This is a genomic window from Streptomyces sp. NPDC000880 (assembly GCF_053599675.1).
Window position 1 is genome coordinate 1 of record NZ_JBSFMS010000125.1, and the last position, 20958, is coordinate 20958.

Annotated in this window: 16 protein-coding genes; 7 read left to right on the forward strand and 9 right to left on the reverse strand. The window is 70.5% G+C overall.

The window, feature by feature from the left end; all coding sequences use genetic code 11:
• Nucleotides 1-132: 132 nt before the first annotated feature.
• The 5 genes from ACWDO5_RS29210 to ACWDO5_RS29230 are packed head-to-tail and all read right to left on the reverse strand — an operon-like array spanning nt 133 to nt 5611.
• Nucleotides 133-1380, reverse strand: a complete 1248-nt coding sequence (locus ACWDO5_RS29210) for a styrene monooxygenase/indole monooxygenase family protein (protein ID WP_450533388.1) — start codon at nt 1378-1380, stop codon at nt 133-135.
• Nucleotides 1381-1403: 23 nt separating this feature from the next.
• Nucleotides 1404-2039 carry a GTP-binding protein gene (locus tag ACWDO5_RS29215; protein WP_450533389.1) on the reverse strand — a complete coding sequence of 212 codons (636 nt, stop codon included), beginning with the start codon at nt 2037-2039 and terminating at the stop codon, nt 1404-1406.
• Nucleotides 2020-2433: a DUF742 domain-containing protein gene (locus ACWDO5_RS29220; protein ID WP_450533390.1), complete on the reverse strand. Its 414-nt coding sequence runs from the start codon at nt 2431-2433 to the stop codon at nt 2020-2022. Before ACWDO5_RS29220 ends, ACWDO5_RS29215 begins: the two co-directional genes overlap by 20 nt.
• Nucleotides 2430-2912 (reverse strand): roadblock/LC7 domain-containing protein, encoded by a 483-nt coding sequence (locus tag ACWDO5_RS29225; protein WP_450533391.1) that lies wholly within the window; start codon nt 2910-2912, stop codon nt 2430-2432. Before ACWDO5_RS29225 ends, ACWDO5_RS29220 begins: the two co-directional genes overlap by 4 nt.
• Nucleotides 2909-5611: a nitrate- and nitrite sensing domain-containing protein gene (locus ACWDO5_RS29230; RefSeq protein ID WP_450533392.1), complete on the reverse strand. Its 2703-nt coding sequence runs from the start codon at nt 5609-5611 to the stop codon at nt 2909-2911. The genes ACWDO5_RS29225 and ACWDO5_RS29230 overlap by 4 nt, the downstream gene beginning before the upstream one ends.
• A 308-nt stretch (nt 5612-5919) precedes the next feature.
• On the opposite strand from ACWDO5_RS29230, the gene ACWDO5_RS29235 reads away from it, so the two are divergent.
• Nucleotides 5920-6708, forward strand: coding sequence for a hypothetical protein (locus ACWDO5_RS29235; RefSeq protein WP_450533394.1), 789 nt, complete (start codon nt 5920-5922; stop codon nt 6706-6708).
• Nucleotides 6709-6788: 80 nt separating this feature from the next.
• On the opposite strand, the gene ACWDO5_RS29240 is transcribed toward ACWDO5_RS29235, so the two are convergent.
• The gene (locus tag ACWDO5_RS29240) at nt 6789-7334 is read right to left on the reverse strand and encodes a MarR family winged helix-turn-helix transcriptional regulator (protein ID WP_450533395.1); all 546 of its coding nucleotides are present in this window, start codon (nt 7332-7334) and stop codon (nt 6789-6791) included.
• Nucleotides 7335-7509: 175 nt separating this feature from the next.
• On the opposite strand from ACWDO5_RS29240, the gene ACWDO5_RS29245 reads away from it, so the two are divergent.
• Nucleotides 7510-8337, forward strand: coding sequence for a lysozyme (locus ACWDO5_RS29245; protein WP_450533396.1), 828 nt, complete (start codon nt 7510-7512; stop codon nt 8335-8337).
• 35 nt (nt 8338-8372) lie between these two features.
• On the opposite strand, the gene ACWDO5_RS29250 is transcribed toward ACWDO5_RS29245, so the two are convergent.
• The 3 genes from ACWDO5_RS29250 to ACWDO5_RS29260 all read right to left on the reverse strand — a co-directional run bounded on the left by ACWDO5_RS29250 (nt 8373) and on the right by ACWDO5_RS29260 (nt 13120).
• Complete coding sequence (locus tag ACWDO5_RS29250; protein ID WP_450533397.1) at nt 8373-9206, reverse strand: pentapeptide repeat-containing protein; 834 nt, start codon at nt 9204-9206, stop codon at nt 8373-8375.
• A gap of 508 nt (nt 9207-9714) precedes the next feature.
• Entirely contained in the window at nt 9715-12138 is a 2424-nt protein-coding gene (lon, locus tag ACWDO5_RS29255) for an endopeptidase La (protein WP_450533399.1), read from the reverse strand.
• A gap of 199 nt (nt 12139-12337) precedes the next feature.
• Nucleotides 12338-13120 carry a rhomboid-like protein gene (locus ACWDO5_RS29260; RefSeq protein ID WP_450533400.1) on the reverse strand — a complete coding sequence of 261 codons (783 nt, stop codon included), beginning with the start codon at nt 13118-13120 and terminating at the stop codon, nt 12338-12340.
• 215 nt (nt 13121-13335) lie between these two features.
• Between ACWDO5_RS29260 and ACWDO5_RS29265 the strand changes: the two genes are divergently transcribed.
• The 5 genes from ACWDO5_RS29265 (at nt 13336) to ACWDO5_RS29285 (ending at nt 20914) form a co-directional block, all read left to right on the forward strand.
• The gene (locus ACWDO5_RS29265; RefSeq protein ID WP_450533401.1) at nt 13336-13920 is read left to right on the forward strand and encodes a hypothetical protein; all 585 of its coding nucleotides are present in this window, start codon (nt 13336-13338) and stop codon (nt 13918-13920) included.
• 123 nt (nt 13921-14043) lie between these two features.
• Nucleotides 14044-14727 carry a spermidine synthase gene (locus ACWDO5_RS29270; RefSeq protein WP_450533403.1) on the forward strand — a complete coding sequence of 228 codons (684 nt, stop codon included), beginning with the start codon at nt 14044-14046 and terminating at the stop codon, nt 14725-14727.
• A gap of 91 nt (nt 14728-14818) precedes the next feature.
• Nucleotides 14819-15556, forward strand: coding sequence for a response regulator transcription factor (locus tag ACWDO5_RS29275; RefSeq protein WP_450533404.1), 738 nt, complete (start codon nt 14819-14821; stop codon nt 15554-15556).
• Nucleotides 15553-16674: a HAMP domain-containing sensor histidine kinase gene (locus tag ACWDO5_RS29280; RefSeq protein ID WP_450533405.1), complete on the forward strand. Its 1122-nt coding sequence runs from the start codon at nt 15553-15555 to the stop codon at nt 16672-16674. The genes ACWDO5_RS29275 and ACWDO5_RS29280 overlap by 4 nt, the downstream gene beginning before the upstream one ends.
• A gap of 334 nt (nt 16675-17008) precedes the next feature.
• Nucleotides 17009-20914 carry a multifunctional oxoglutarate decarboxylase/oxoglutarate dehydrogenase thiamine pyrophosphate-binding subunit/dihydrolipoyllysine-residue succinyltransferase subunit gene (locus ACWDO5_RS29285; protein WP_450533406.1) on the forward strand — a complete coding sequence of 1302 codons (3906 nt, stop codon included), beginning with the start codon at nt 17009-17011 and terminating at the stop codon, nt 20912-20914.
• Nucleotides 20915-20958: the final 44 nt, after the last annotated feature.

Below are 20958 nucleotides of genomic sequence, written 5' to 3' on the forward strand. Positions count from 1 at the left end.
TCTCGTCCCGTCACCCCCCTTCGTCCCTATCCTCCGGCGGGCGGGGGCGCGCGGGCGGGGGGGCGCCCTCGGGCGTCCCCCCCCCCCCCGCCCGCCCCCCCCCCCGCCCCCCACGGCGGGGACGGACGGCGGCTACTTTGAGGCGGAAGCTCCGGACACCTCGGCCAGGTAGGCGTTCGCCTTCTCCGGCTCGAAGAAGAAGTTCTCGAAGTCGGCCGGATCGTTGAAGCCGTTCGCGAACCGGTCGGCGACCGGCTGGAGCCCGCCGGCCGCGCCGATCAGGTTGAGCACGTGCTCCGGCGGGACGCCGAGCATCGCGTTCGTCCACTTGGTGACGTGCTGCGCGGTGTCCCAGTAGCGGTCGAACGTGGACTGCATCCACGCCTCGTCGAACGGCCGGTCGCCGTGCTCGGTGATCGAGGCGAGGTACGAGGCGGCGCACTTGGACGCCGAGTTGGAGCCCTGCCCGGTGATCGGGTCGTTGGCGACGACGACGTCCGCAACGCCGAGGACCAGACCGCCGCCGGGAAGGCGCCCGATCGGATTGCGGACGGTGGGGGCGTACCGGCCCGCGAGCGTGCCGTTCGGATCGGTCAGCTCGACCTTGGTGGCGCGCGCGTACTCCCAGGGCGTGAACTTCTCCATGAGCTCCAAGGTCAGGGAGAGGTGCTCGGCGGGGTCCTTCACCCCCTGGAAGGCATCGAGCGGTCCGCCCGGGATGCCCTCCCAGAAGAGGATGTCCGCGCGGCCGCTGTTGGTGAGCGTCGGCATCACGAAGAGCTCGCCGACGCCGGGGACCAGGTTGCAGCGGACCGCGTCATAGTCGGGGTGCTCGGGGCGCGGACCCAGGCCGTGGACGTAGGCGACGGCGAGCGCGCGCTGCGGTGCGTCGTACGGGGAGCGGGAGGCGTCACGGCCGAACATCGAGACCAGCTCGCCCTTGCCCGCCGAGACCATCACGAGGTCGTACGTACGGGAGAAGTAGTCCAGGTCGGAGACCGCCGCGCCGTGGACGACGAGCTGGCCGCCGCGCTGCGCGAAAGTCTCCATCCAGCCGGCCATCTTCACGCGCTGGTCGACGGACTGGGCGTAGCCGTCGAGCTTGCCGACCCAGTCGATGGCGCGGGTGGAGTCCGGTGCCGCGACGGAGACGCCGAGGCCCTCGATGCGCGGGGCCTGGGACTCCCAGAAGTTGATGCCCAGATCGCGCTCGTGCTGCAGCGCGGTGTGGAACATGCACTGCGTGGACATCACCCGGCCGGACCGGATCTCGTCGGCCGTGCGGTTGGACATGAGGGTGACCTCGTACCCCTGCGACTGGAGTCCGAGGGCGAGCTGGAGACCGGACTGTCCGGCACCGACTATGAGTATCTTCCGCATGGCGGGTGTTCTCCGTTGCCTAGCTATTCGGGGGTGGCTTCGAGGGCGTGGGCGACCAGCGTGAGCAGGGACTCGATCACCGTGATCCGGTTGCGCGCGTCCATGATCACCACAGGTACGTGTGGCGGCACCGTCAGCGCCTCTCGCACGTCTTCGGCCTCGAACAGCTCCGTACCCTCGAAGTGGTTGACCGCGACGATGTACGGCAGGCCGCTGCTCTCGAAGTAGTCGAGCGCCGGGAAGCAGTCCGGCAGCCTGCGGGTGTCGGCCAGCACGACCGCGCCTATCGCGCCGCGCACCAGGTCGTCCCACATGAACCAGAAGCGCTGCTGGCCCGGCGTGCCGAAGACGTACAGCACCAGATCGTCGTCGAGCGTGATCCGGCCGAAGTCCATGGCCACGGTCGTGGTGAGCTTGTCGGGCGTCGCGGCGAGATCGTCACTCTCCTCGCTCGCCTGCGTCATCAGCGCCTCGGTCTGCAGCGGCGTGATCTCGGAGACCGAGCCGACGAAGGTCGTCTTGCCGACGCCGAAGCCGCCCGCGACCACGATCTTGGTCGCGATGGGGGCCCGGGTGTGGTCCAACTGCCAGGCCTGCAACTCCCCTTCGGGCTGCGGATGGGGCCGGGCAAGCAACGTGTCAGAGGCGGCGGAGTCCACTCAGCACCCTTTCGAGCAACGCGCGGTCGGGCTGGCCGGCGTCGTGCCCGGTCCCGTACACGCGGATCTTTCCCTGGTCGGCAAGGTCGCTGAGCAGCACCCGGACGACACCGAGCGGCATCTTCAGCAGGGCCGATATCTCGGCAACGGTACGCATACGGCGGCACAGCTCGACGATCGCCCGAAGCTCGGGCATGACGCGCGACGAGAGATCGCCGCCCAGTAGTTCCTTGCGCTCCTCGGGGGCTTCGAGCGCGGCGACGAACGTCTCGACGAGCAGCACATGGCCGAAGCGGGTGCGGCCGCCGGTGAGTGAGTAGGGGCGGACCCGGGCGGGGCGTCGGCCGTCGCCGCGGACGGGAAGCCTTCGGGCGGGTTCAGCGGCGGGCGTCACTGAGCGCTCTCCATCGATTTGCGCAGCTCGCTGCGGAGTTCGGGGGTGAGGACATGTCCGGCGCGGCCGACGAAGAGCGCCATGTGGTACGCGACGATGGTCATGTCGCAGTCGGGCGTGGCCTGCACGCCGAGCAGCGAGCCGTCGCTGATCGACATGATGAAGACGCTGCCCTTCTCCATCGCGACCATCGTCTGCTTGACGCCGCCGCCGTCCATCAACTTGGCGGCGCCGACGGTCAGGCTGCCGATGCCGGAGACGATGGTCGCGAGGTCCGCGCTGGAGCCCCTGGGACCTTCCGGCCGGCCGGTGGCGGCCGGGGCGGCGTTCCGGGCGGGGTCGGACGAGAGCAGCAGCAGTCCGTCGGACGAGACGACGGCGACCGAGCGGACCCCTGGCACCTCCTCCACGAGATTGCTCAGCAACCAGTGCAGATTGCGGGCTTCACTGCTCAGGCCGAATGTCCCGGTCGCAGTCAACTGCGTGCCTCCTCGACTGTGTCCCCCGCTTCTGCTGCTTCGGTGCCTGCTTCCGTTTCCGTCTGGTCCGTGATCTCCGCGATCTCAGCCTCGGCGTCGCGGCGGCCGTCCTTCGCGCCCTGGTGGAAGCCGCCGAGGCGGCGGCGCAGGGCGTCGGCGTCGACGCTGCCGGAGCGCTCGCTGGGCGCGGTAGCGGGCTGGACGACCTTGGGGGTGCGCTTGGGCAGGCCCTTGTCGGTGACGCGCTCCCAGGCGGGCCGCGCCACATCGACCGGTTCGGGCTCGGCGGCCGGCTCGGGCTCCACCTCGGCCACCGGCGCTTCGGCCACTGGCTCGTCGGCGGCCGACTCCGGCAGGCGCATCGCGAACGTCGTCTCGTCGACCCCGGTGCTCTCCGGGTCCCCGTCGGCCGTCCGCTCGTGCGCGTCCGGCTCCGCCGCGCGGATCGCCTGCTCGGCGGCCACCACGAGGGGGTCAACGCGGCGTGAACTAGCCAGCAGCGCATTGGAGTTGGCCTCCGCCACCGACCCGGGCAGATGCTGCGTCGGCGTCCCGCCGGTGCCCGCCACCCGCACGGTGTGCGTCTCGGCGGCCGGCGGTCCGGTCGGCAGCAGCCCCCGCGTGAGAACCACGACCGCGGCGATCCCGCCCTGCTTCTGCGCGCGCAGCTGCACCCGTACGCCGTGGCGTGCGGCCAGCAGCGCGGCCACCCGCAGCCCGAGGCCCTCGCCGTCCCGGCCGGCCTGGTTCCCGTACGCGTCCGGGGCCTCGAGTCGCGCGTTCAGCTCGGCCATCCGCGCGGTGGTCATCCCTATGCCGGTGTCCTGCACGGAGAGCATCACCTCGCCGCTCTCCAGCAGCCAGCCCGACAGCTCGACCTGGGCGTCCGGCGGCGAGAAGGAGGTCGCGTTCTCCAGGAGCTCGGCGATGAGATGGCTGAGGTCGTCCGCGGCGAATCCGGCGACCTGTGCGTGCGGCGGCAGGGCCTGGATGATGACCCGTTCGTACCTTTCGATCTCGCTGACGGCCGCGCGCAGTACGTCGATGAGCGGGACCGGGCTCGCGTGCCCCTGGCCGTGCTCGGCGCCCGCGAGGACCAGCAGGTTCTCGCTGTGGCGGCGCATGACGGTGGCCATGTGGTCGAGCTTGAAGAGGGTGGCGAGCCGCTCGGGGTCCTGCTCGCGCTCCTCCAGCTTCTCGATCACGCCGAGCTGCCGCTCGACGAGGCCGAGGGTGCGCAGCGAGAGGTTGACGAAGGTGTGCTGGACAGAGTTCCGCAACCGTTCGAGCTCGGCGGTCAGCTCCTGGGTGTGGGCCTGGAGTTCGGCGCGGCCGGCGGCCAGTTCGGCGGCCATCGCGTCACGGGCGCCGGCCAGCTCGCCGCGGTCGCTGTCCAGCCGCTCGGCCCGTACGCCGAGGTCCCGCAGCTTGTCGTGCAGGGTGTTCAGGGACCGTACGACCTGCGCGAACTCGTCGTTGCGGCCAGTGAAGCGAACCGGCTCCTCGGCCTCGGGGGCGGCCGCGAGCCGGGCCGCTCCGATCCGCAGGACGGCGAGCGGCCGGGTGAGCGTACGGGCGACGGCCGCGGACACGCCGATGGCGACGATCAGCAGGCCGCCGAGCAGCGCGATCCGGATCTCCAGCGCGGTGACGTCGTCGTCGCGCAGCTCCTCGAAGCGCTCGATCCGGCCGGCGGCGAGGGAGGACTCGACGCCCCGCATCTGCTCGATCCGGGCGGTAAGCGAGGATTCGAGCTTCTCGCGGTTGGACTTGAGGTCGGACGAGGAGAGCTCGGGCTGGTCGGTCAGCCGGGCGAGGTAGCTCTCGGCGGCCTTGACCTCGGGTCCGGTGACGGTGGCGGCCAGCGAGTCGCGGGCGTCCTTGCCGGCGTCCTGGTCGAAGTCGGCGAGCGCGGCGAGTTCACGCACCCGGGACTGCTGGGCGGCGGCGCTCAGCGCATTGCGCATACGGTCGCTCTCGCCGTTGTCCCCGCCCCCGTCCTGGACGGGCAGTCCGGTGATCGGGTCGAAGCTCGGGCTGCTCTCCGTGCGCGGCACGGAGAGCGCGGCCAGCAGCAGCCCGCGGGTGGCGGACGCCTGCTCGACGGCGAGGCCGAGTTCGGCGGGTGCGCGGGTGCCCGCGGCGGCGCGCGCTGGGGTCTTGTCGGCGAGCGCGTCGGCGAGGGCGTGCAGGCTCGCGATGACCGCGGAGTACGCCCGGTAGGCCTCCATCGCCGCGCCCTTGCCGGTGAGGGCGGTACGGCGGACGGAGGGCACGGAGGACAGGTCGCGGCGCAGTTCGACATGGTCGCCGGGGATGGCGCCGCGGATCTCGTCGATCTGACGGTCTACGCGGGTGCTGCGGCTGGCGGAGATCACCCGCCGGTCGGCCTTGTCACCCTTCTGGTCGTCACGACCCGCCGCGATGTACGCGGTGACCTCGTCGCGCTCGTCGGCGAGGGAGTGGGCCAGGGTGACGGCTTGGCGGTTCAGCGCGGAGAGGGTGACCAACTGCTGCGACTCGGTCAGTTCGGCGGAGGTGGCAAGGACGCCGGGGGCGCCCGCCGCGATCACGACGAGGCTGACGGCGGCGACTCCTGCCACCAGACGGCTGCGTACCCGTACGGCGCGGGTGGCCGGGGAGCCGTCGGGAGTTTCAATGGGCCTGCCGCCGTTGCCCCGAGGCCACTTTTTCTGCACCGGTGCTCGCAATCTTGCTTGACTCGTCCGCCCATGACCAGAGATGACAACCGGTCACACACGATGGCCTACCCCCTGGTACGGAAACGAGTGAACAACACTCGGGAGTTGGCGAACAAGTCGCGTCCGCGGCCGATGCGGCGACACGCGGGGCACCGGCTGGATCTTCCGGCCGGGCTTTGGCAGGATGCGCACCCGCAGCCGGGACGGTCCGCTCAGTGCAGCCCCGGAACCCGCTCTGACCTGCTGATACGGGCCAATTACCTGGTCATGCGGGCTTCGTGAAGGTGTCATGCAGACTGGGGATTATGCGCATCGAACTCGCGACCACCCCCGGCACGCCCGACCGCCCCAACGAGGACTGGGCTTCCGTGACCCTGCCGGGCTCCGGCCAGGGCGGAACGCTCGTGGTTCTGGACGGTGTGACGCCACCCGCGGGCGACGACGGATGCGTGCACGGGGTGCCGTGGTTCACCGCCAGGCTCGGCGGCGCGCTGATCGAACTGTCCGGTTCGCGACGGGATATGACACTGACAGAGGCCCTTTCGGAGGCAATCCGGCGCACCGCGGACGCCCACCGCGACACCTGTGACCTTTCTCACGTGCGTACGCCGCAGGCCACGGTGGTCGTGGCGCGCTGGGGCGGCCCGGCCGAGCCCGTGGAGTATCTGGTGCTCTCCGACTCGACGCTGCTGCTCGAGTCGCCGGACGGTGAGGTGCGGGCGGTGCTGGACGACCGTATCGACCGACTGCCCCGCGAGTCCCTGCGTACACATGCCTCGGCGGACGCGCTGCGCAATACGGAGGGCGGGTTCTTCACCGCGGCGGCCGATCCGGGGGTGGCGGTCCGCGCGGTGACGGGCAGCTCGCCCCGCGGCGAGGTGCGGGCCGTGGCCGCGCTGACCGACGGGGCGGCCCGCTGGGTGGAGATGTTCGCGGAGGGCAACTGGGCCGAGTGCCTGGGGTTGCTGCGCAAGGAGGGGCCGCAGGGGCTGATCGACCGGGTCAGGGCGCTGGAGATCTCGGCTCAGGAGCGTGGGAGCGTGATCCGCTGGAAGCTGCACGACGACGCGGCGGCGGTCTTCGCGGAGCTCTGACCCTTTCGAGCCTGGGCGGGTCCCCCCGGACGAAGCCCGGGGGGAGTTCGAGGACGAGCCCGGCCACCGGACGGGTCCGGTCACCCCTCGCTCTCGGCTCGCTGGTTCAGCTGGTGCAGCAGCCGGGCCAGCTCCGCGACCTCGCCGCGGTCCCAGCCCGCCAGCTTGCTCATATAGCGGTCGCGCCGCGCGCCCCGCACCCGGCGGAAGCGCGAGCGCCCCTCGTCGGTGAGCCGGACGAGTGAAGCACGGCCGTCGGCCGGGTCGGGTTCGCGGGCCACCAGGCCGAGCCCCTCCAGGGCGCGTAGCTGGCGGCTCATGGTCGCCTTGCCGACGCCGAAGTAGCCGGCGAGATCGGTGGCGCGCTGCTGCCCGGCTTCCTCAAGACGCACGAGAAGTCCGTACGCGGCGGGCTCAAGATCGGGGTGGACCTCGCGGGCCATCTCGCCCGAGGACGCCCGGGCCCGGCGCAGAAAGACCGACAACTCCCGTTCCAGAGCGAGGAATTCGTGGTCCAAACCACTCCCGCTCCGGGGGTCTGCCTCACTCCCTGTACCGCTTTCGTGCACGTCAGCACCCCTCGCGCGCTTTCCTGATCCTGAAAGTTTCTTTCGGCGGCAGCCCATTGCCGCAGCTCGGCCAGTATTTCGCAGGCGTAGACCAACGGCAGCACCCTGCCCCCCTTCCACAACGGGGTTCTACGTGCGTAGCGTCATGGCTGGCATGTCCACACCATAGAGTCCGCCACGACATGTCGACACATCGTCAGTTCACCCCCACCGAGGTCTTCGGAGGCACGCTATGCCCGTGCTCAGATCCGGATCGACCGTCCGCTCCCGCCTCGCGACAGCGGTCGGCGCTCTCCTCGCAGTTCTCTCCCTCCTCCTCACCCTCCCCTCCACCGCCGGCGCCGCTGACGCTCCCCCGCGCGGCTCGGCGCACCTGGGCATGGGCGTCATCGCCCACGACGGACAGGGAGGCCTACCGCCCGGCACCCGCGCCGCCGAGACGGAAGGCGTGGACGTCTCCAGCCACCAGGGCAACGTCAATTGGTCCAGCCTGTGGAGCAGCGGCGTGAAGTGGGCCTACGTCAAGGCCACTGAGGGCACCTACTACAAGAACCCGTACTTCGGGCAGCAGTACAACGGCTCGTACAACATCGGGATGATCCGCGGCGCCTACCACTTCGCCACCCCCGACACCACGACCGGCGCGGCGCAGGCCGACTACTTCGTGAACAACGGCGGCGGCTGGTCCCGGGACGGCAAGACCCTGCCGGGCGCGCTGGACATCGAGTGGAATCCGTACGGCGCCGCCTGCTTCGGCAAGACCCAGTCCGGCATGGTCACCTGGATCCGCGACTTCCTGAACCGCTACAAGGCGCGCACCGGGCGGGACGCGGTTATCTACACCGCCACCAGCTGGTGGACCCAGTGCACCGGCAACTACAGCGGCTTCGGCGCGGCCAACCCGCTGTGGATCGCCCGGTACAACACCACGCCCGGCACCCTGCCTGCCGGCTGGGCATACCAGACGATGTGGCAGTACACCTCGTCAGGACCGATCGTCGGCGACCACAACAAGTTCAACGGCGCGCTGGACCGCGTCGTGGCGCTCGCCAACGGCTGAGCGTCGCACGCAGCCCGTCCCCCGCCTGCTGGTCACTACCAGTGCGCGGGGCGGGTCAGCCCGGAGGGCAGCCTGGTGGACGCGTCGCCCTTGGCCGCGTTCACCTGCGGCTGGGTGAGGAAGATACTGCCGGTCAGATCCGCGCCCGCGAGGTCCGCGTCCCTGAGGTCGGCCCCGATGAGGTCGGCGAGACGCAGATCGGCGCCGGTCAGATCGGCGGCGATGAGATACGCGCCGCGCAGATCGGCGCCCCTGAAGTCCGCGCCCCCCAGCCGCGCGCCGACGAGGTCGGCTCCCCTGCGGTCCTTCTTCCGGTCCTTCTTCTTGCTGCCCGCTTCGGCCCGGACGAGTTCGCTCGTACGGAGCAGGAGCACGTTGACGTCCTGCCGGTGCGTAGCCACGTCCAGCTTCTCGAGGGCACCGGGGCCGAGCCCGGTGAGGCGCTCGGTCTCCTCCAGCAGCCGCCGCAGCTCGCCGTGCAGCGCGCGGGCCGGGCGCAGGGTGAGCGCTTCGGTCAGATACCGGAGCAGCTCATGAAGCTGTCGTACGACGGGGAACACCGCGAACATCTGCGATGCGGTTTCCGGAGCCTGTCGCCAGTCCGTGCCGCCGAAAGTGATCTGGGAGACCTTCTGTCCCGCACCGAAGCAGTCGTAGACCGTGCAGCCGGGAAAGCCGCTCTGCCGCAGCCGCGTGTGGATGCCGCAGCGGAAGTCCGTTTGCAGGTTGGAGCAGGGCTTTCCGGCGTCCTTGCTGATCGCGAAGTCCGCGGATGCGGAGAAGGGCAGTGCCACGCAGCACAGTCCGAAGCAGCTCCCGCAGTCCGCCCGCAGGGCCCGGTCGTCGCGTTGGTCGTTCACACCGACCATTGTGCTGTGTCCTCCCGGGGAACAACCCGTGGACCCCCGAACCCCCGGAGCACGGGCGCCGGGGTCCGTCGATCGCCCGTCGCCTGGGCGTCCACGTGCACACGACCCGCCGGAGGATCAGCCGTCTGGCTGGAGTCGCTGGGCGCGGAGACAGGCTTCCAGGCGGGGGCGCAGGCGACGTTGCGGGGCTGGCTGGACTGAGAGCCACGAGCGGGCAGGATGTCCGGATGAAGTGGCACAGCCGTGCGAGCGGAACCGGCGGCACGATCAGGGGGCCGATGTGGCCCGCCATGGCCGTGCTGACCGCGGCGGGCCGTGGCTCGCCGACTACCGGGACGCCCAGCTTCAGGGCAGGCTCATCGGCGTACTGAGCGGCGGCGACACGGACAGCGAGTCGGCGGCCGCCCTCTTCGACGACCGCGCCCGCGCGTTGTACGCGGAAGCCACGGCCGGACAACGCGAAGGCCCGGCGGTGTCTGAACACCGCCGGGCCCACAGCGCCCCCCGGTCAGGCCGCCGCGGCAGCCACCGGAACCTCCGCCGGGGAGAGCGCGATCCCCAGCACCTGGCGGACATCCGTCACCGGGTGCACCTCCAGCTTGTCGAGGATCTCGGCCGGGACGTCGTCCAGGTCCGCCTCGTTCCGCTTGGGGATCACGACGGTCGTGATGCCCGCCCGGTGCGCTGCCAGCAGCTTCTGCTTCAGACCGCCGATGGGCAGGACACGGCCGGTCAGCGAGACCTCGCCGGTCATGGCGACGTCCGTACGGACCTGACGGCCGCTCAGCAGCGACGCGAGCGCCGTCGTCATCGTGATGCCCGCGCTCGGCCCGTCCTTCGGCACCGCGCCCGCCGGGAAGTGGATGTGTGCGCCCCGGTCCTTCAGGTCGCCGACCGGAAGCTCCAGTTCGGCCCCGTGCGAGCGGAGGAAGGAGAGCGCAATCTGCGCGGACTCCTTCATCACGTCGCCGAGCTGACCGGTGAGGGTCAGCCCCGCCGCGCCCGTCTCCGGGTCGGCCAGCGACGCCTCGACGTAGAGCACGTCGCCGCCCGCGCCGGTGACCGCGAGGCCGGTGGCCACGCCGGGCACGGCCGTCCGGCGCTCGGCCGGGTCCTGCGCGGACTCGGGCACGTGGTGCGGCCGTCCGACCAGGCCGCGCAGCTGCTCGGCGCCGATCGTGAAAGGCAGCTCCTGCTCACCCAGTTCGTGCTGGGCCGCCACCTTGCGCAGCAGCCGGGCCACCGACCGCTCCAGGTTACGGACGCCCGCCTCCCGGGTGTACTCACCCGCGAGCTTGCGCAGCGCCGAGTCCTCCAGGACGACCTCGCCGGGCTCGAGACCCGCCCGCTCCAGCTGGCGCGGCAGCAGGTGGTCCCGGGCGATGACGACCTTCTCGTCCTCGGTGTAGCCGTCGAGCCTGACCAGCTCCATCCGGTCGAGCAGGGCCTCCGGGATGGCCTCCAGGACGTTCGCCGTGGCGAGGAACACCACGTCGGACAGGTCGAGTTCGACCTCCAGGTAATGGTCCCGGAAGGTGTGGTTCTGCGCCGGGTCCAGGACTTCGAGCAGCGCGGCCGCCGGGTCACCCCGGAAGTCCGAGCCGACCTTGTCGATCTCGTCGAGGAGGACGACCGGGTTCATCGAACCGGCTTCCTTGATCGCCCGCACGATCCGGCCGGGGAGGGCACCCACGTACGTACGCCGGTGTCCGCGGATCTCCGCCTCGTCCCGTACGCCGCCGAGCGCGACCCGGACGAACTTCCGTCCCATCGCATGCGCGACGGACTCGCCGAGGGAGGTCTTGCCCACGCCGGGCGGGCCGACGAGCGCCAGGACCGCGCCCCCGCGCCGTCCGCCGACGACGCCGAGCCCGCGGTCGGCGCGCCGCTTGCGCACCGCCAGGTATTCGGTGATCCGTTCCTTCACGTCCTGCAGGCCGGCGTGCTCGGCGTCCAGGATCGCCTTGGCGCCCTGGATGTCGTACCCGGCCGCGCTGTCATCAGTTCGTTCGTTCCACGGCAGCTCCAGGACCGTGTCGAGCCAGGTGCGGATCCAGGAGCCCTCGGGGCTCTGGTCACTCGACCGCTCCAGCTTCTCGACCTCCTTGAGCGCGGCCTCACGCACCTTCTCGGGGATGTCGGCGGCCTCGACGCGGGCCCGGTAGTCGTCGGACTCGTCGTCAGCGTCGGTGGCCCCGCCGTTGAGCTGGCGCAGCTCCTTGCGTACGGCTTCGAGCTGGCGGCGCAGCAGGAACTCGCGCTGCTGCTTGTCGACGCCCTCCTGAACGTCCTTGGCGATGGACTCGGCGACGTCCTGCTCGGCGAGGTGCTCACGCAGCTGCTCGGTGGCGAGCTTGAGGCGGGCCACCGGGTCGGCGGTCTCCAGCAGTTCGATCTTCTGGGCGGTGGTCAGGAAGGGTGAGTAACCGGAGTTGTCGGCCAGCTGCGAGATGTCGTCGATCTGCTGGACGCGGTCCACGACCTGCCATGCGCCGCGCTTTTTCAGCCAGTCGGTGGCGAGCGCCTTGTACTCCGTGACCAGCTCGGTGACCGAGCCGGGCAGCGGGTCGGGCACGGTCTCTTCGACACGCGAGCCCTCGACCCAGAGCGCGGCGCCGGGGCCCGTGGTCCCCGCGCCGATCCTCACCCGGCCGCGGCCTCGGATGAGCGCGCCGGGGTCACCGTCGGAGAGCCGGCCCACCTGCTCGACGGTTCCGAGCACGCCGGTCGCGGGGTAGGTCCCGTCGACGCGCGGAACAAGCAGCACCGTCGGCTTGCTGTCACCGCTGGAACGCGCGGCAGCCTGGGCGGCCTCCACCGCGGCTCGTACGTCGGTGTCGGACAGGTCGAGCGGCACCACCATTCCGGGCAGCACGACCTCGTCGCCGAGCGGCAGCACGGGCAGGGTGAGCGGTGTGGACGTCGAAGCCATGATCTCCCCTTAGGCAGTGAAGTTGAGTTGTATGGACTCAATGCACAGCACTGCGGTGATGTTCCCAGGGAGGTGTTCGCTATCAGCGATCGACTGTCGTGCCTGGTCAGGGGGGACGCAAAGCGGCGCCGACGACTGACCCCGCAAATCGCGGCGGTCAAGAGGTCCTCCCGGACCAGTGACGCTCAACGTCCGACGCTCACCGGTCGCGGAGCGCGAAACCGTTCCGCGACCTCGCCCAGCGGCGCACCGCGGGCCAGCAGGCGAGGCCGGACAGCAGCGCAAGCAGATGACCCCAGTTGGTGAGCGGGTCCCCGAAGGCGAGCAGGTCCTTCACGAGCGTCAGGGAGACGAAGCCGAGCAGCGTCGATCGCAGCACCGGGCCGAACAGTCCGGCGAGGGCGCCGATGCTCGCCATCACGCCGAAGCTGATGCCGTAGTCGAGGCGATGCAGGGAGCTGACGGGCAGATGTCCGGTCACCACCCAGACCCCGACCGGGATCTCGGTGGCCAGCGTGGCCGCGACATGGCCTGCCAGGAAGACTCCGGCGGCGCGCCAGCCGCCGATGCGGCGTTCCAGCGCGGTGAGCGTGAAGAGGAAGGCGATGGCGTACGGGCCCAGCAGGCCGCCCGCGACCCACACCGCGCTGGCGCCGAGAACGAGCAGCGGCCTGTCCGCCAAATGGGCGACATCGGTGCTGGAGCCGCGGAGCAGCGTGGAGACGGTGTCGGGGTCGCCGTGCTGCATGAAGAGCGAGGTGGCGATCAGGACAAGGACATAGCAGAAGGTGAACGGTGTCCCGGTGGGCGTGGGCAGCAGCTGGAGCGCTTGCCGCCACAGAGGCAGCCGCGGGCACGGGGCGGGCCCGGGCGCGGACGGGACGGCGGGCGTCGCCACCCGCGTCGGCGCCGTGCGCTGGGTCGGGATGCCGCCCAGCAGCTCCTGGCCCGTGACCGGATCGCGCGTCGTCAGCCGTTCCACGCGTCAGGCCCCTCTCGTCAAGCCCCGAACAGACCCCCACCCAACGCGATCACCATCACCCCCGCCTATGACCTGCGCCACACGAGGCAACCTTGGCGCCACCCCGAGCGTCGTGCGCACGTCAGATCATGGCGAGCGGGCTGTGATCCCGCTGTGGCTTGGCCGTGGCCCGGCTGTGAACCGACCGTGAACCGGCAGCGCACCCCGTCGGCCGCATGCTGCACGCCCGGTCCCGCGGCATCCCCGTCGCCCTCGCCGTACTCGCCGCAACAGCCGCTCTCGCCGTATGGGCCGCATACGGACTGGACGCGTATCTCGACCCGAAGCGGCGCGTACCGGTGGTGGCGCTCGCACCGCTGCTCGCCTCCGCCGTGATCGGCACCAGCTTCCACCAGTACGCCGACGAGCTGGACCGGACGGCCGTGCGCCCCTGGTGGCCCCGGCGGCTGTCCCAGCTGCTGGCACTCACCGCACTCGCGGGAGCCGTCCTCGCTCTGGCCGTACTCGGGCATGTGGCGGAGTTCGGCGCACCGGCCATGGTGCGCAACACCCTGGGCGCGGTCGGGATCACTTCGGCCTCGGCGGCGCTCATCGGCACTCGGCTGAGCCGGCTGCCGGCGTTCACGTATCTGAGCGCGATCTACCTCGGTGCGCCCGGCGTCCACGGCGGCCGGGCCGCTGTGTGGGCCTGGCCCATGCAACCGGGCCCGCAGCTCGGGGCGTGGGCGGCGGCGGCCGCGGTGTTCATCGCGGGGTCGGCGCTCTACGCCTGGCGCGGCCCCTGCCGCGAGGGACCCTGACCCACAGCGCCGCGGCCCGAATCTGTTTGTCCCTCTCGCCCCCTCCCGCCAATATGGCCACGCAAAGCGTCCGACCACTCCCTGCGTCCGGCGGGGAGTGCCCTTGCCCGGAGGTCACCCGCCATGCCGCTCCAAGCCGACGGCCCCGTCACCCTCGACCGGCGAGAGGGGCCCCACGGGGAGGTCGTGCTGCGGCAGCGTGGCAAGCATCACGAGATCATCGCCAATGGGTGCTTCCTGATGGACACCTCCGACGGCCGCTCCGAGCGGCTGCTCATCGACGCCGCGTACGAAGCCCTCGCCGCCGCCGGAAAGAGCGACCCCACGCTCCTCATCGGCGGCCTCGGCGTCGGCTTCTCCCTCGCCCGAGCCGCCGCCAATCCCCGCTGGCGGCATATCGCCGTCGTCGAGCGCGAGCAGGCGATCATCGACTGGCACCGCACCGGCCCCCTCGGACAGATCTCCGGCGACGCGTTCGCCGACCCCCGCAGCGTGATCCTTCACACGGACCTCGTCGCATACCTGCGCACGACCACGGACCGCTACGACGCTCTCTGTCTGGATATCGACAACGGACCCGACTGGACCGTCACCGACGACAACGAAAACCTCTACTCGGCGGCTGGACTCGCCGCCTGCCAGAGCCGGTTGCAGCCCGGCGGGATCCTCGCCGTGTGGTCCGCGCAGCCCTCCGCGGCTTTTGAGGATGCGTTGCGGAATGCCGGATTCACCGGGGTAACCACCGAAGAGATCCATGTTGCCCGAGGCGTACCCGACGTGGTCCACCTCGCTGTTCGCCCTGCGTAGCCGGGACGCCTTCACTGCCTTTACGCTGCTGACCTACACACGAGATCTACACCGGCATGCAGCTCGCGAGAACGCGTACAGGGGCGGGGCGATGGAGCAGACACACACCACGCACAACGGCGTCGGAGCCACACCCGGCGCCCAGCGCCGGGTGCTGGTCGTCGAGGACGACTCGACGATCGTCGATGCCATCGCCGCCCGCCTGCGGGCGGAAGGCTTTCTGGTCCAGACGGCCTTGGACGGCCCGGCCGCCGTCGACGCCGCCGAGGCCTGGCAGCCCGATCTGATGGTGCTCGATGTGATGCTCCCGGGCTTCGACGGCCTTGAGGTCTGCCGCCGCGTCCAGGCGCAGCGCCCGGTCCCTGTGCTGATGCTCACAGCGCGCGACGACGAGACCGACATGCTCGTGGGTCTCGGCGTGGGCGCCGACGACTACATGACCAAGCCGTTCTCGATGCGCGAGCTCGCGGCCCGGGTGCATGTGCTGCTGCGCCGCGTGGAGCGGGCGGCCCTCGCCGCGGTCACCCCCCGCAGCGGGATCCTGCGCCTCGGCGAGCTGGAGATCGACCACGCCCAGCGCCGGGTCCGGGTGCGCGGCGAGGACGTACATCTCACACCGACCGAGTTCGACCTGCTGGTCTGCCTGGCGAACACCCCGCGCGCCGTCCTCTCCCGTGAGCAGCTGCTCGCGGAGGTGTGGGACTGGGCCGACGCGTCCGGCACCCGCACCGTCGACAGCCACATCAAGGCCCTGCGCCGGAAGATCGGCGCCGAGCGCATCCGTACCGTCCACGGCGTCGGTTACGCACTGGAGACGCCGGCTCCATGAGACGGCGGCCCTGGGACCGGCTGCCCGGCCGTGGCGGCCGACGGAGCCGGCTGCCGTCCGCCTCCATCGCGATCTCGATCAAGACCAAGCTCGGGACGCTCGTCGTCGTCTCGGTCTTCATCACCACGGGCCTGCTGCTGGTCGCCCTGCGCACCCGGACCGAGCTCCGCTTCATCACCGTCTTCTCGGTGATAGCCACCTTGCTGATCACCCAGTTCGTGGCGCACGGCCTGACCGCCCCGCTGGACGAGATGAACACCGTGGCCAAGGGCATATCGCACGGCGACTACACCCGCCGGGTGCGCGGCGCCGACCGCCGTGACGAACTCGGCGACCTCGCCTCCACCATCAACCGCATGGCCGACGACCTGGAGGCCGTGGACCAGCACCGCAAGGAGCTGGTCGCCAATGTCTCGCACGAGCTGCGCACCCCGATCGCCGCGTTGCGCGCCGTGCTGGAGAACGTCGTGGACGGGGTCTCCGCCGCCGACCCGGAGACGATGCGTACGGCGCTCAAGCAGACGGAACGCCTGGGCCGTCTGGTCGAGACGCTGCTCGACCTGTCCCGGCTCGACAACGGCGTCGTACCGCTCAAGGCCCGCCGTTTCGAGGTGTGGCCGTACCTCTCCGGCGTGCTGAAGGAGGCCAATCTGGCCGCGGCCCAGCGCGGTCTGACCTCCGGCTCCGGCAACCACACCCGTACCGACGTGCATCTGCACCTGGATGTGTCGCCGCCGGAGCTGACCGCGCACGCGGACGCGGAGCGGCTGCACCAGGTGGTCGCCAATCTGATCGACAACGCGGTCAAGCACTCGCCGCCGCACGGCCGCGTGACGGTACGCGCCCGCCGCGGCCCGCAGCCGGAATCCCTCGACCTGGAAGTTCTCGACGAGGGCCCGGGCATCCCGGAGCCGGAGCGCCACCGGGTCTTCGAGCGCTTCAACCGGGGCAGCGTGCTGTCCCCGCACGGCAAGGGCAGCGACGGCGGCACGGGCCTGGGGCTGGCGATCGCACGCTGGGCGGTCGATCTGCACGGCGGGCGCATCGGGGTGGCCGAATCGTCCCGGGGCTGCCGGATCCAGGTCACCCTTCCGGGGATCCCTTCGGCGCGCGGTTGACGTAGAGTTCGAGCTGGCAGCGCGCGTCCTGCGTGTGCTGTTCTGCGCGTGTGCTGTTCTGCGCGTGCGCAGTGAGGGGCGTGGCCGGAAGAAGGCCTATACGCCGTCGAGAGGTACGAGCCGACGGGGCTACGGCCGCCGTGTGACGCACCCGACCTTGCCTGCGGGGAAGCGGAATCGCGCTTATTTCCCGCCATTCCCTGCCCCGAAACCCGCCTTCAGGTGTGACTTGCGCGACGATGGCCCCACCCGGCCTGCACCTGTCGGCCAGGGAGGCGTAGCCTTTATTTCCGCTGTCCATCACCTTGTGAAGCGGAAGAGGGCGGTTGCCGCCGTGTCGTCTCAGTCCCCCAGTAACTCGAGTATCTCGGCCGACCAAGGCGGGCAGGGTAAGAACCCTGCCGCCGCGTTCGGCGCCAATGAGTGGCTCGTCGACGAGATCTACCAGCAGTACCTCCAGGACCCCAGTTCGGTCGATCGTGCCTGGTGGGACTTCTTCGCCGACTACAAGCCGGGCGGCGCGAATGCCAACGCCGCGGGGGCGAAGCCGGTGAGCGAAGCCCCGGCCGCGCAGTCCGGCGCCGCAGCCGCGGGGGCTGCGGGTGCCACGGCCGCGGCCCCGGCCCCGGCTGCCGCCGCCCCAAGCGCTCCCGCAGCGTCTGCGGACACGCAGACCGGCTCCGCTGAAACGGCCACCCCGGCCGCGCAGCAGGCCGCCACCGCGGCCCCCGCCGCACCGGCGAAGCCCGCCGCGAGCGCCGGTGCCGCAGGCACCGCCACCTCCAAGCCGGCGGCTGCTGCCGGCAAGGCAGCTGAGCCGGCCCCGTCCGAGGGCCCCCAGCTCGTCCCGCTGCGCGGCCCCGCCGCCGCGGTCGCGAAGAACATGAACGCCTCGCTGGAGGTGCCCACGGCCACATCCGTGCGTGCCGTCCCGGTGAAGCTGCTCTTCGACAACCGCATCGTCATCAACAACCACCTCAAGCGCGCCCGCGGCGGGAAGGTCTCCTTCACGCACCTCATCGGGTACGCGATGGTGCAGGCCATCAAGGCCATGCCCTCGATGAACTGGTCGTACACGGAGAAGGACGGCAAGCCCGCCCTCCTCAAGCCGGACCACATCAACTTCGGTCTGGCCATCGACCTGGTGAAGCCCAACGGCGACCGCCAGCTGGTCGTCGCGGGCATCAAGAAGGCCGAGACCATGAACTTCTTCGAGTTCTGGCAGGCCTACGAGGACATCGTCCGGCGCGCCCGCAACAACAAGCTGACGATGGACGACTTCACCGGCGTCACCGTCTCGCTGACCAACCCCGGCGGCCTCGGCACCGTCCACTCCGTGCCGCGTCTGATGCCCGGGCAGTCGGTCATCATGGGCGTCGGCTCGATGGATTACCCCGCGGAGTTCCAGGGCACGTCCCAGGACACTCTGAACAAGCTGGGCATCTCCAAGGTCATGACGCTGACCTCGACGTACGACCACCGGGTCATCCAGGGCGCCGCCTCCGGCGAGTTCCTGCGGATCGTCGCGAACCTTCTCCTCGGCGAGAACGGCTTCTACGACGACATCTTCGAGGCGCTGCGCATCCCGTACGAGCCGGTCCGCTGGCTCAAGGACATCGACGCCTCGCACGACGACGACGTCACCAAGGCGGCGCGGGTCTTCGAGCTGATCCACTCCTACCGGGTCCGCGGCCATGTCATGGCCGACACCGACCCGCTGGAGTACCGCCAGCGCAAGCACCCCGACCTGGACATCACCGAGCACGGCCTCACCCTGTGGGACCTGGAGCGCGAGTTCGCCGTCGGCGGCTTCTCCGGCAAGTCCCTGATGAAGCTGCGCGATGTGCTGGGCGTGCTGCGCGACTCGTACTGCCGCACCACCGGCATCGAGTTCATGCACATCCAGGACCCGAAGCAGCGCAAGTGGATCCAGGACCGCGTCGAGCGTGGGCACACCAAGCCCGAGCGCGAGGAGCAGCTGCGGATCCTGCGCCGCCTCAACGCTGCGGAGGCCTTCGAGACCTTCCTGCAGACCAAGTACGTCGGTCAGAAGCGGTTCTCGCTGGAGGGCGGCGAGTCCGTCATCCCGCTGCTCGACGCGGTCATCGATTCGGCTGCCGAGTCGCGCCTGGACGAGGTCGTCATCGGCATGGCCCACCGCGGCCGCCTCAACGTCCTGGCGAACATCGTCGGCAAGTCGTACGCGCAGATCTTCCGGGAGTTCGAGGGCAACCTCGACCCGAAGTCGATGCACGGCTCGGGCGATGTGAAGTACCACCTGGGCGCCAACGGCACCTTCACCGGTCTGGACGGCGAGCAGATCAAGGTCTCGCTGGTCGCCAACCCCTCACACCTGGAGGCGGTCGACCCGGTCCTGGAGGGTGTCGCGCGCGCCAAGCAGGACGTCATCAACAAGGGCGGCACGGACTTCACGGTCCTGCCGGTCGCCCTGCACGGTGACGCGGCCTTCGCCGGCCAGGGTGTCGTCGCCGAGACGCTGAACATGTCGCAGCTGCGCGGCTACCGCACCGGCGGCACGGTCCACATCGTCATCAACAACCAGGTCGGCTTCACCGCCGCCCCGGAGTCGTCGCGTTCGTCGATGTACGCGACCGACGTGGCCCGCATGATCGAGGCGCCGATCTTCCATGTGAACGGCGACGACCCGGAGGCCGTGGTCCGGGTGGCGCGGCTCGCCTTCGAGTTCCGCCAGACGTTCAACAAGGACGTCGTGATCGACCTCATCTGCTACCGCCGCCGCGGTCACAACGAGGGCGACAACCCGCAGTTCACCAACCCGCAGATGTACAACCTCATCGACAAGAAGCGCTCGGTGCGCAAGCTGTACACCGAGTCGCTGATCGGTCGCGGCGACATCACGCTGGAAGAGGCGGAGCAGGCGCTCCAGGACTTCCAGGGCCAGCTGGAGAAGGTCTTCGCGGAGGTGCGCGAGGCCACCAGCCACCCGGCCCCGACGCATGTCCCGTCCGCGCAGGCCGAGTTCCCGGTGGCCGTCACCACCGCGGTCTCCCAGGAGGTCGTGAAGCGGATCGCCGAGTCCCAGGTGAACATCCCCGACCATGTCACTGTCCACCCCCGTCTGCTGCCGCAGCTTCAGCGGCGTGCGGCCTCGGTGGAGGACGGCACGATCGACTGGGGCACGGGCGAGACGCTCGCCGTCGGCTCGCTGCTGATGGAGGGCACCCCGGTCCGGCTCTCCGGCCAGGACACCCGCCGCGGCACGTTCGGCCAGCGCCACGCGGTGCTGGTGGACCAGGAGACCGGCGAGGACTACACCCCGCTGCAGTACCTCTCCGAGGACCAGGCCCGTTTCAACGTCTACGACTCGCTGCTGAGCGAGTACGCGGCGATGGGCTTCGAGTACGGCTACTCCCTGGCCCGCCCGGACGCGCTGGTCATGTGGGAGGCGCAGTTCGGTGACTTCGTCAACGGCGCGCAGACCGTCGTCGACGAGTTCATCTCCTCGGCGGAGCAGAAGTGGGGCCAGACTTCCGGTGTGACCCTGCTGCTGCCGCACGGCTACGAGGGCCAGGGCCCGGACCACTCGTCCGCCCGTCCTGAGCGCTTCCTGCAGATGTGCGCGCAGAACAACATGACGGTCGCGATGCCGACCCTGCCGTCGAACTACTTCCACCTGCTGCGCTGGCAGGTGCACAACCCGCACCACAAGCCGCTGATCGTCTTCACCCCGAAGTCGATGCTGCGTCTGAAGGCGGCGGCGTCGAAGGTGGAGGAGTTCACCACCGGCGGCTTCCGCCCGGTGATCGGCGACACGGCGGTTGATTCGGGCGAGGTGGACCCGAACGCGATCCGCAAGGTCGTCTTCTGCACCGGCAAGGTCTACTACGACCTGGACGCCGAGCGGGTCAAGCGCCGCAACACCGACACCGCGATCATCCGTCTCGAGCGTCTGTACCCGCTGCCGGGCGCCGAGCTCCAGGCGGAGATCGCCAAGTTCCCGAACGCCGAGAAGTACCTCTGGGCGCAGGAGGAGCCGGCGAACCAGGGTGCGTGGCCGTTCATCGCGCTGAACCTGATCGACCACCTGGACCTGGCGGTCGGCGCGGACATCCCGCACGGCGAGCGCCTGCGCCGCATCTCGCGCCCGCACGGCTCGTCGCCGGCTGTCGGCTCGGCCAAGCGTCACCAGGCGGAGCAGCAGCAGCTGCTCAACGATGAAGGCCCGGACCGCAGAACGGCCCGGGCGATCACGTGCTGAGGTCGGCGATGGTGCTGTTTGCGGCTGCGGCTGCGGCTGCGGCT

Bases quoted from the DNA above. Each gene is read 5' to 3' on its own strand.
- ACWDO5_RS29210 (WP_450533388.1), bottom strand. From the start codon at position 1,380: ATGCGGAAGATACTCATAGTCGGTGCCGGACAGTCCGGTCTCCAGCTC.
- ACWDO5_RS29235 (WP_450533394.1), top strand. From the start codon at position 5,920: ATGCGCATCGAACTCGCGACCACCCCCGGCACGCCCGACCGCCCCAAC.
- ACWDO5_RS29240 (WP_450533395.1), bottom strand. From the start codon at position 7,334: ATGGGCTGCCGCCGAAAGAAACTTTCAGGATCAGGAAAGCGCGCGAGG.
- ACWDO5_RS29245 (WP_450533396.1), top strand. From the start codon at position 7,510: ATGCCCGTGCTCAGATCCGGATCGACCGTCCGCTCCCGCCTCGCGACA.
- ACWDO5_RS29250 (WP_450533397.1), bottom strand. From the start codon at position 9,206: ATGGTCGGTGTGAACGACCAACGCGACGACCGGGCCCTGCGGGCGGAC.
- lon (WP_450533399.1), bottom strand. From the start codon at position 12,138: ATGGCTTCGACGTCCACACCGCTCACCCTGCCCGTGCTGCCGCTCGGC.
- ACWDO5_RS29265 (WP_450533401.1), top strand. From the start codon at position 13,336: ATGCTGCACGCCCGGTCCCGCGGCATCCCCGTCGCCCTCGCCGTACTC.
- ACWDO5_RS29270 (WP_450533403.1), top strand. From the start codon at position 14,044: ATGCCGCTCCAAGCCGACGGCCCCGTCACCCTCGACCGGCGAGAGGGG.
- ACWDO5_RS29275 (WP_450533404.1), top strand. From the start codon at position 14,819: ATGGAGCAGACACACACCACGCACAACGGCGTCGGAGCCACACCCGGC.
- ACWDO5_RS29280 (WP_450533405.1), top strand. From the start codon at position 15,553: ATGAGACGGCGGCCCTGGGACCGGCTGCCCGGCCGTGGCGGCCGACGG.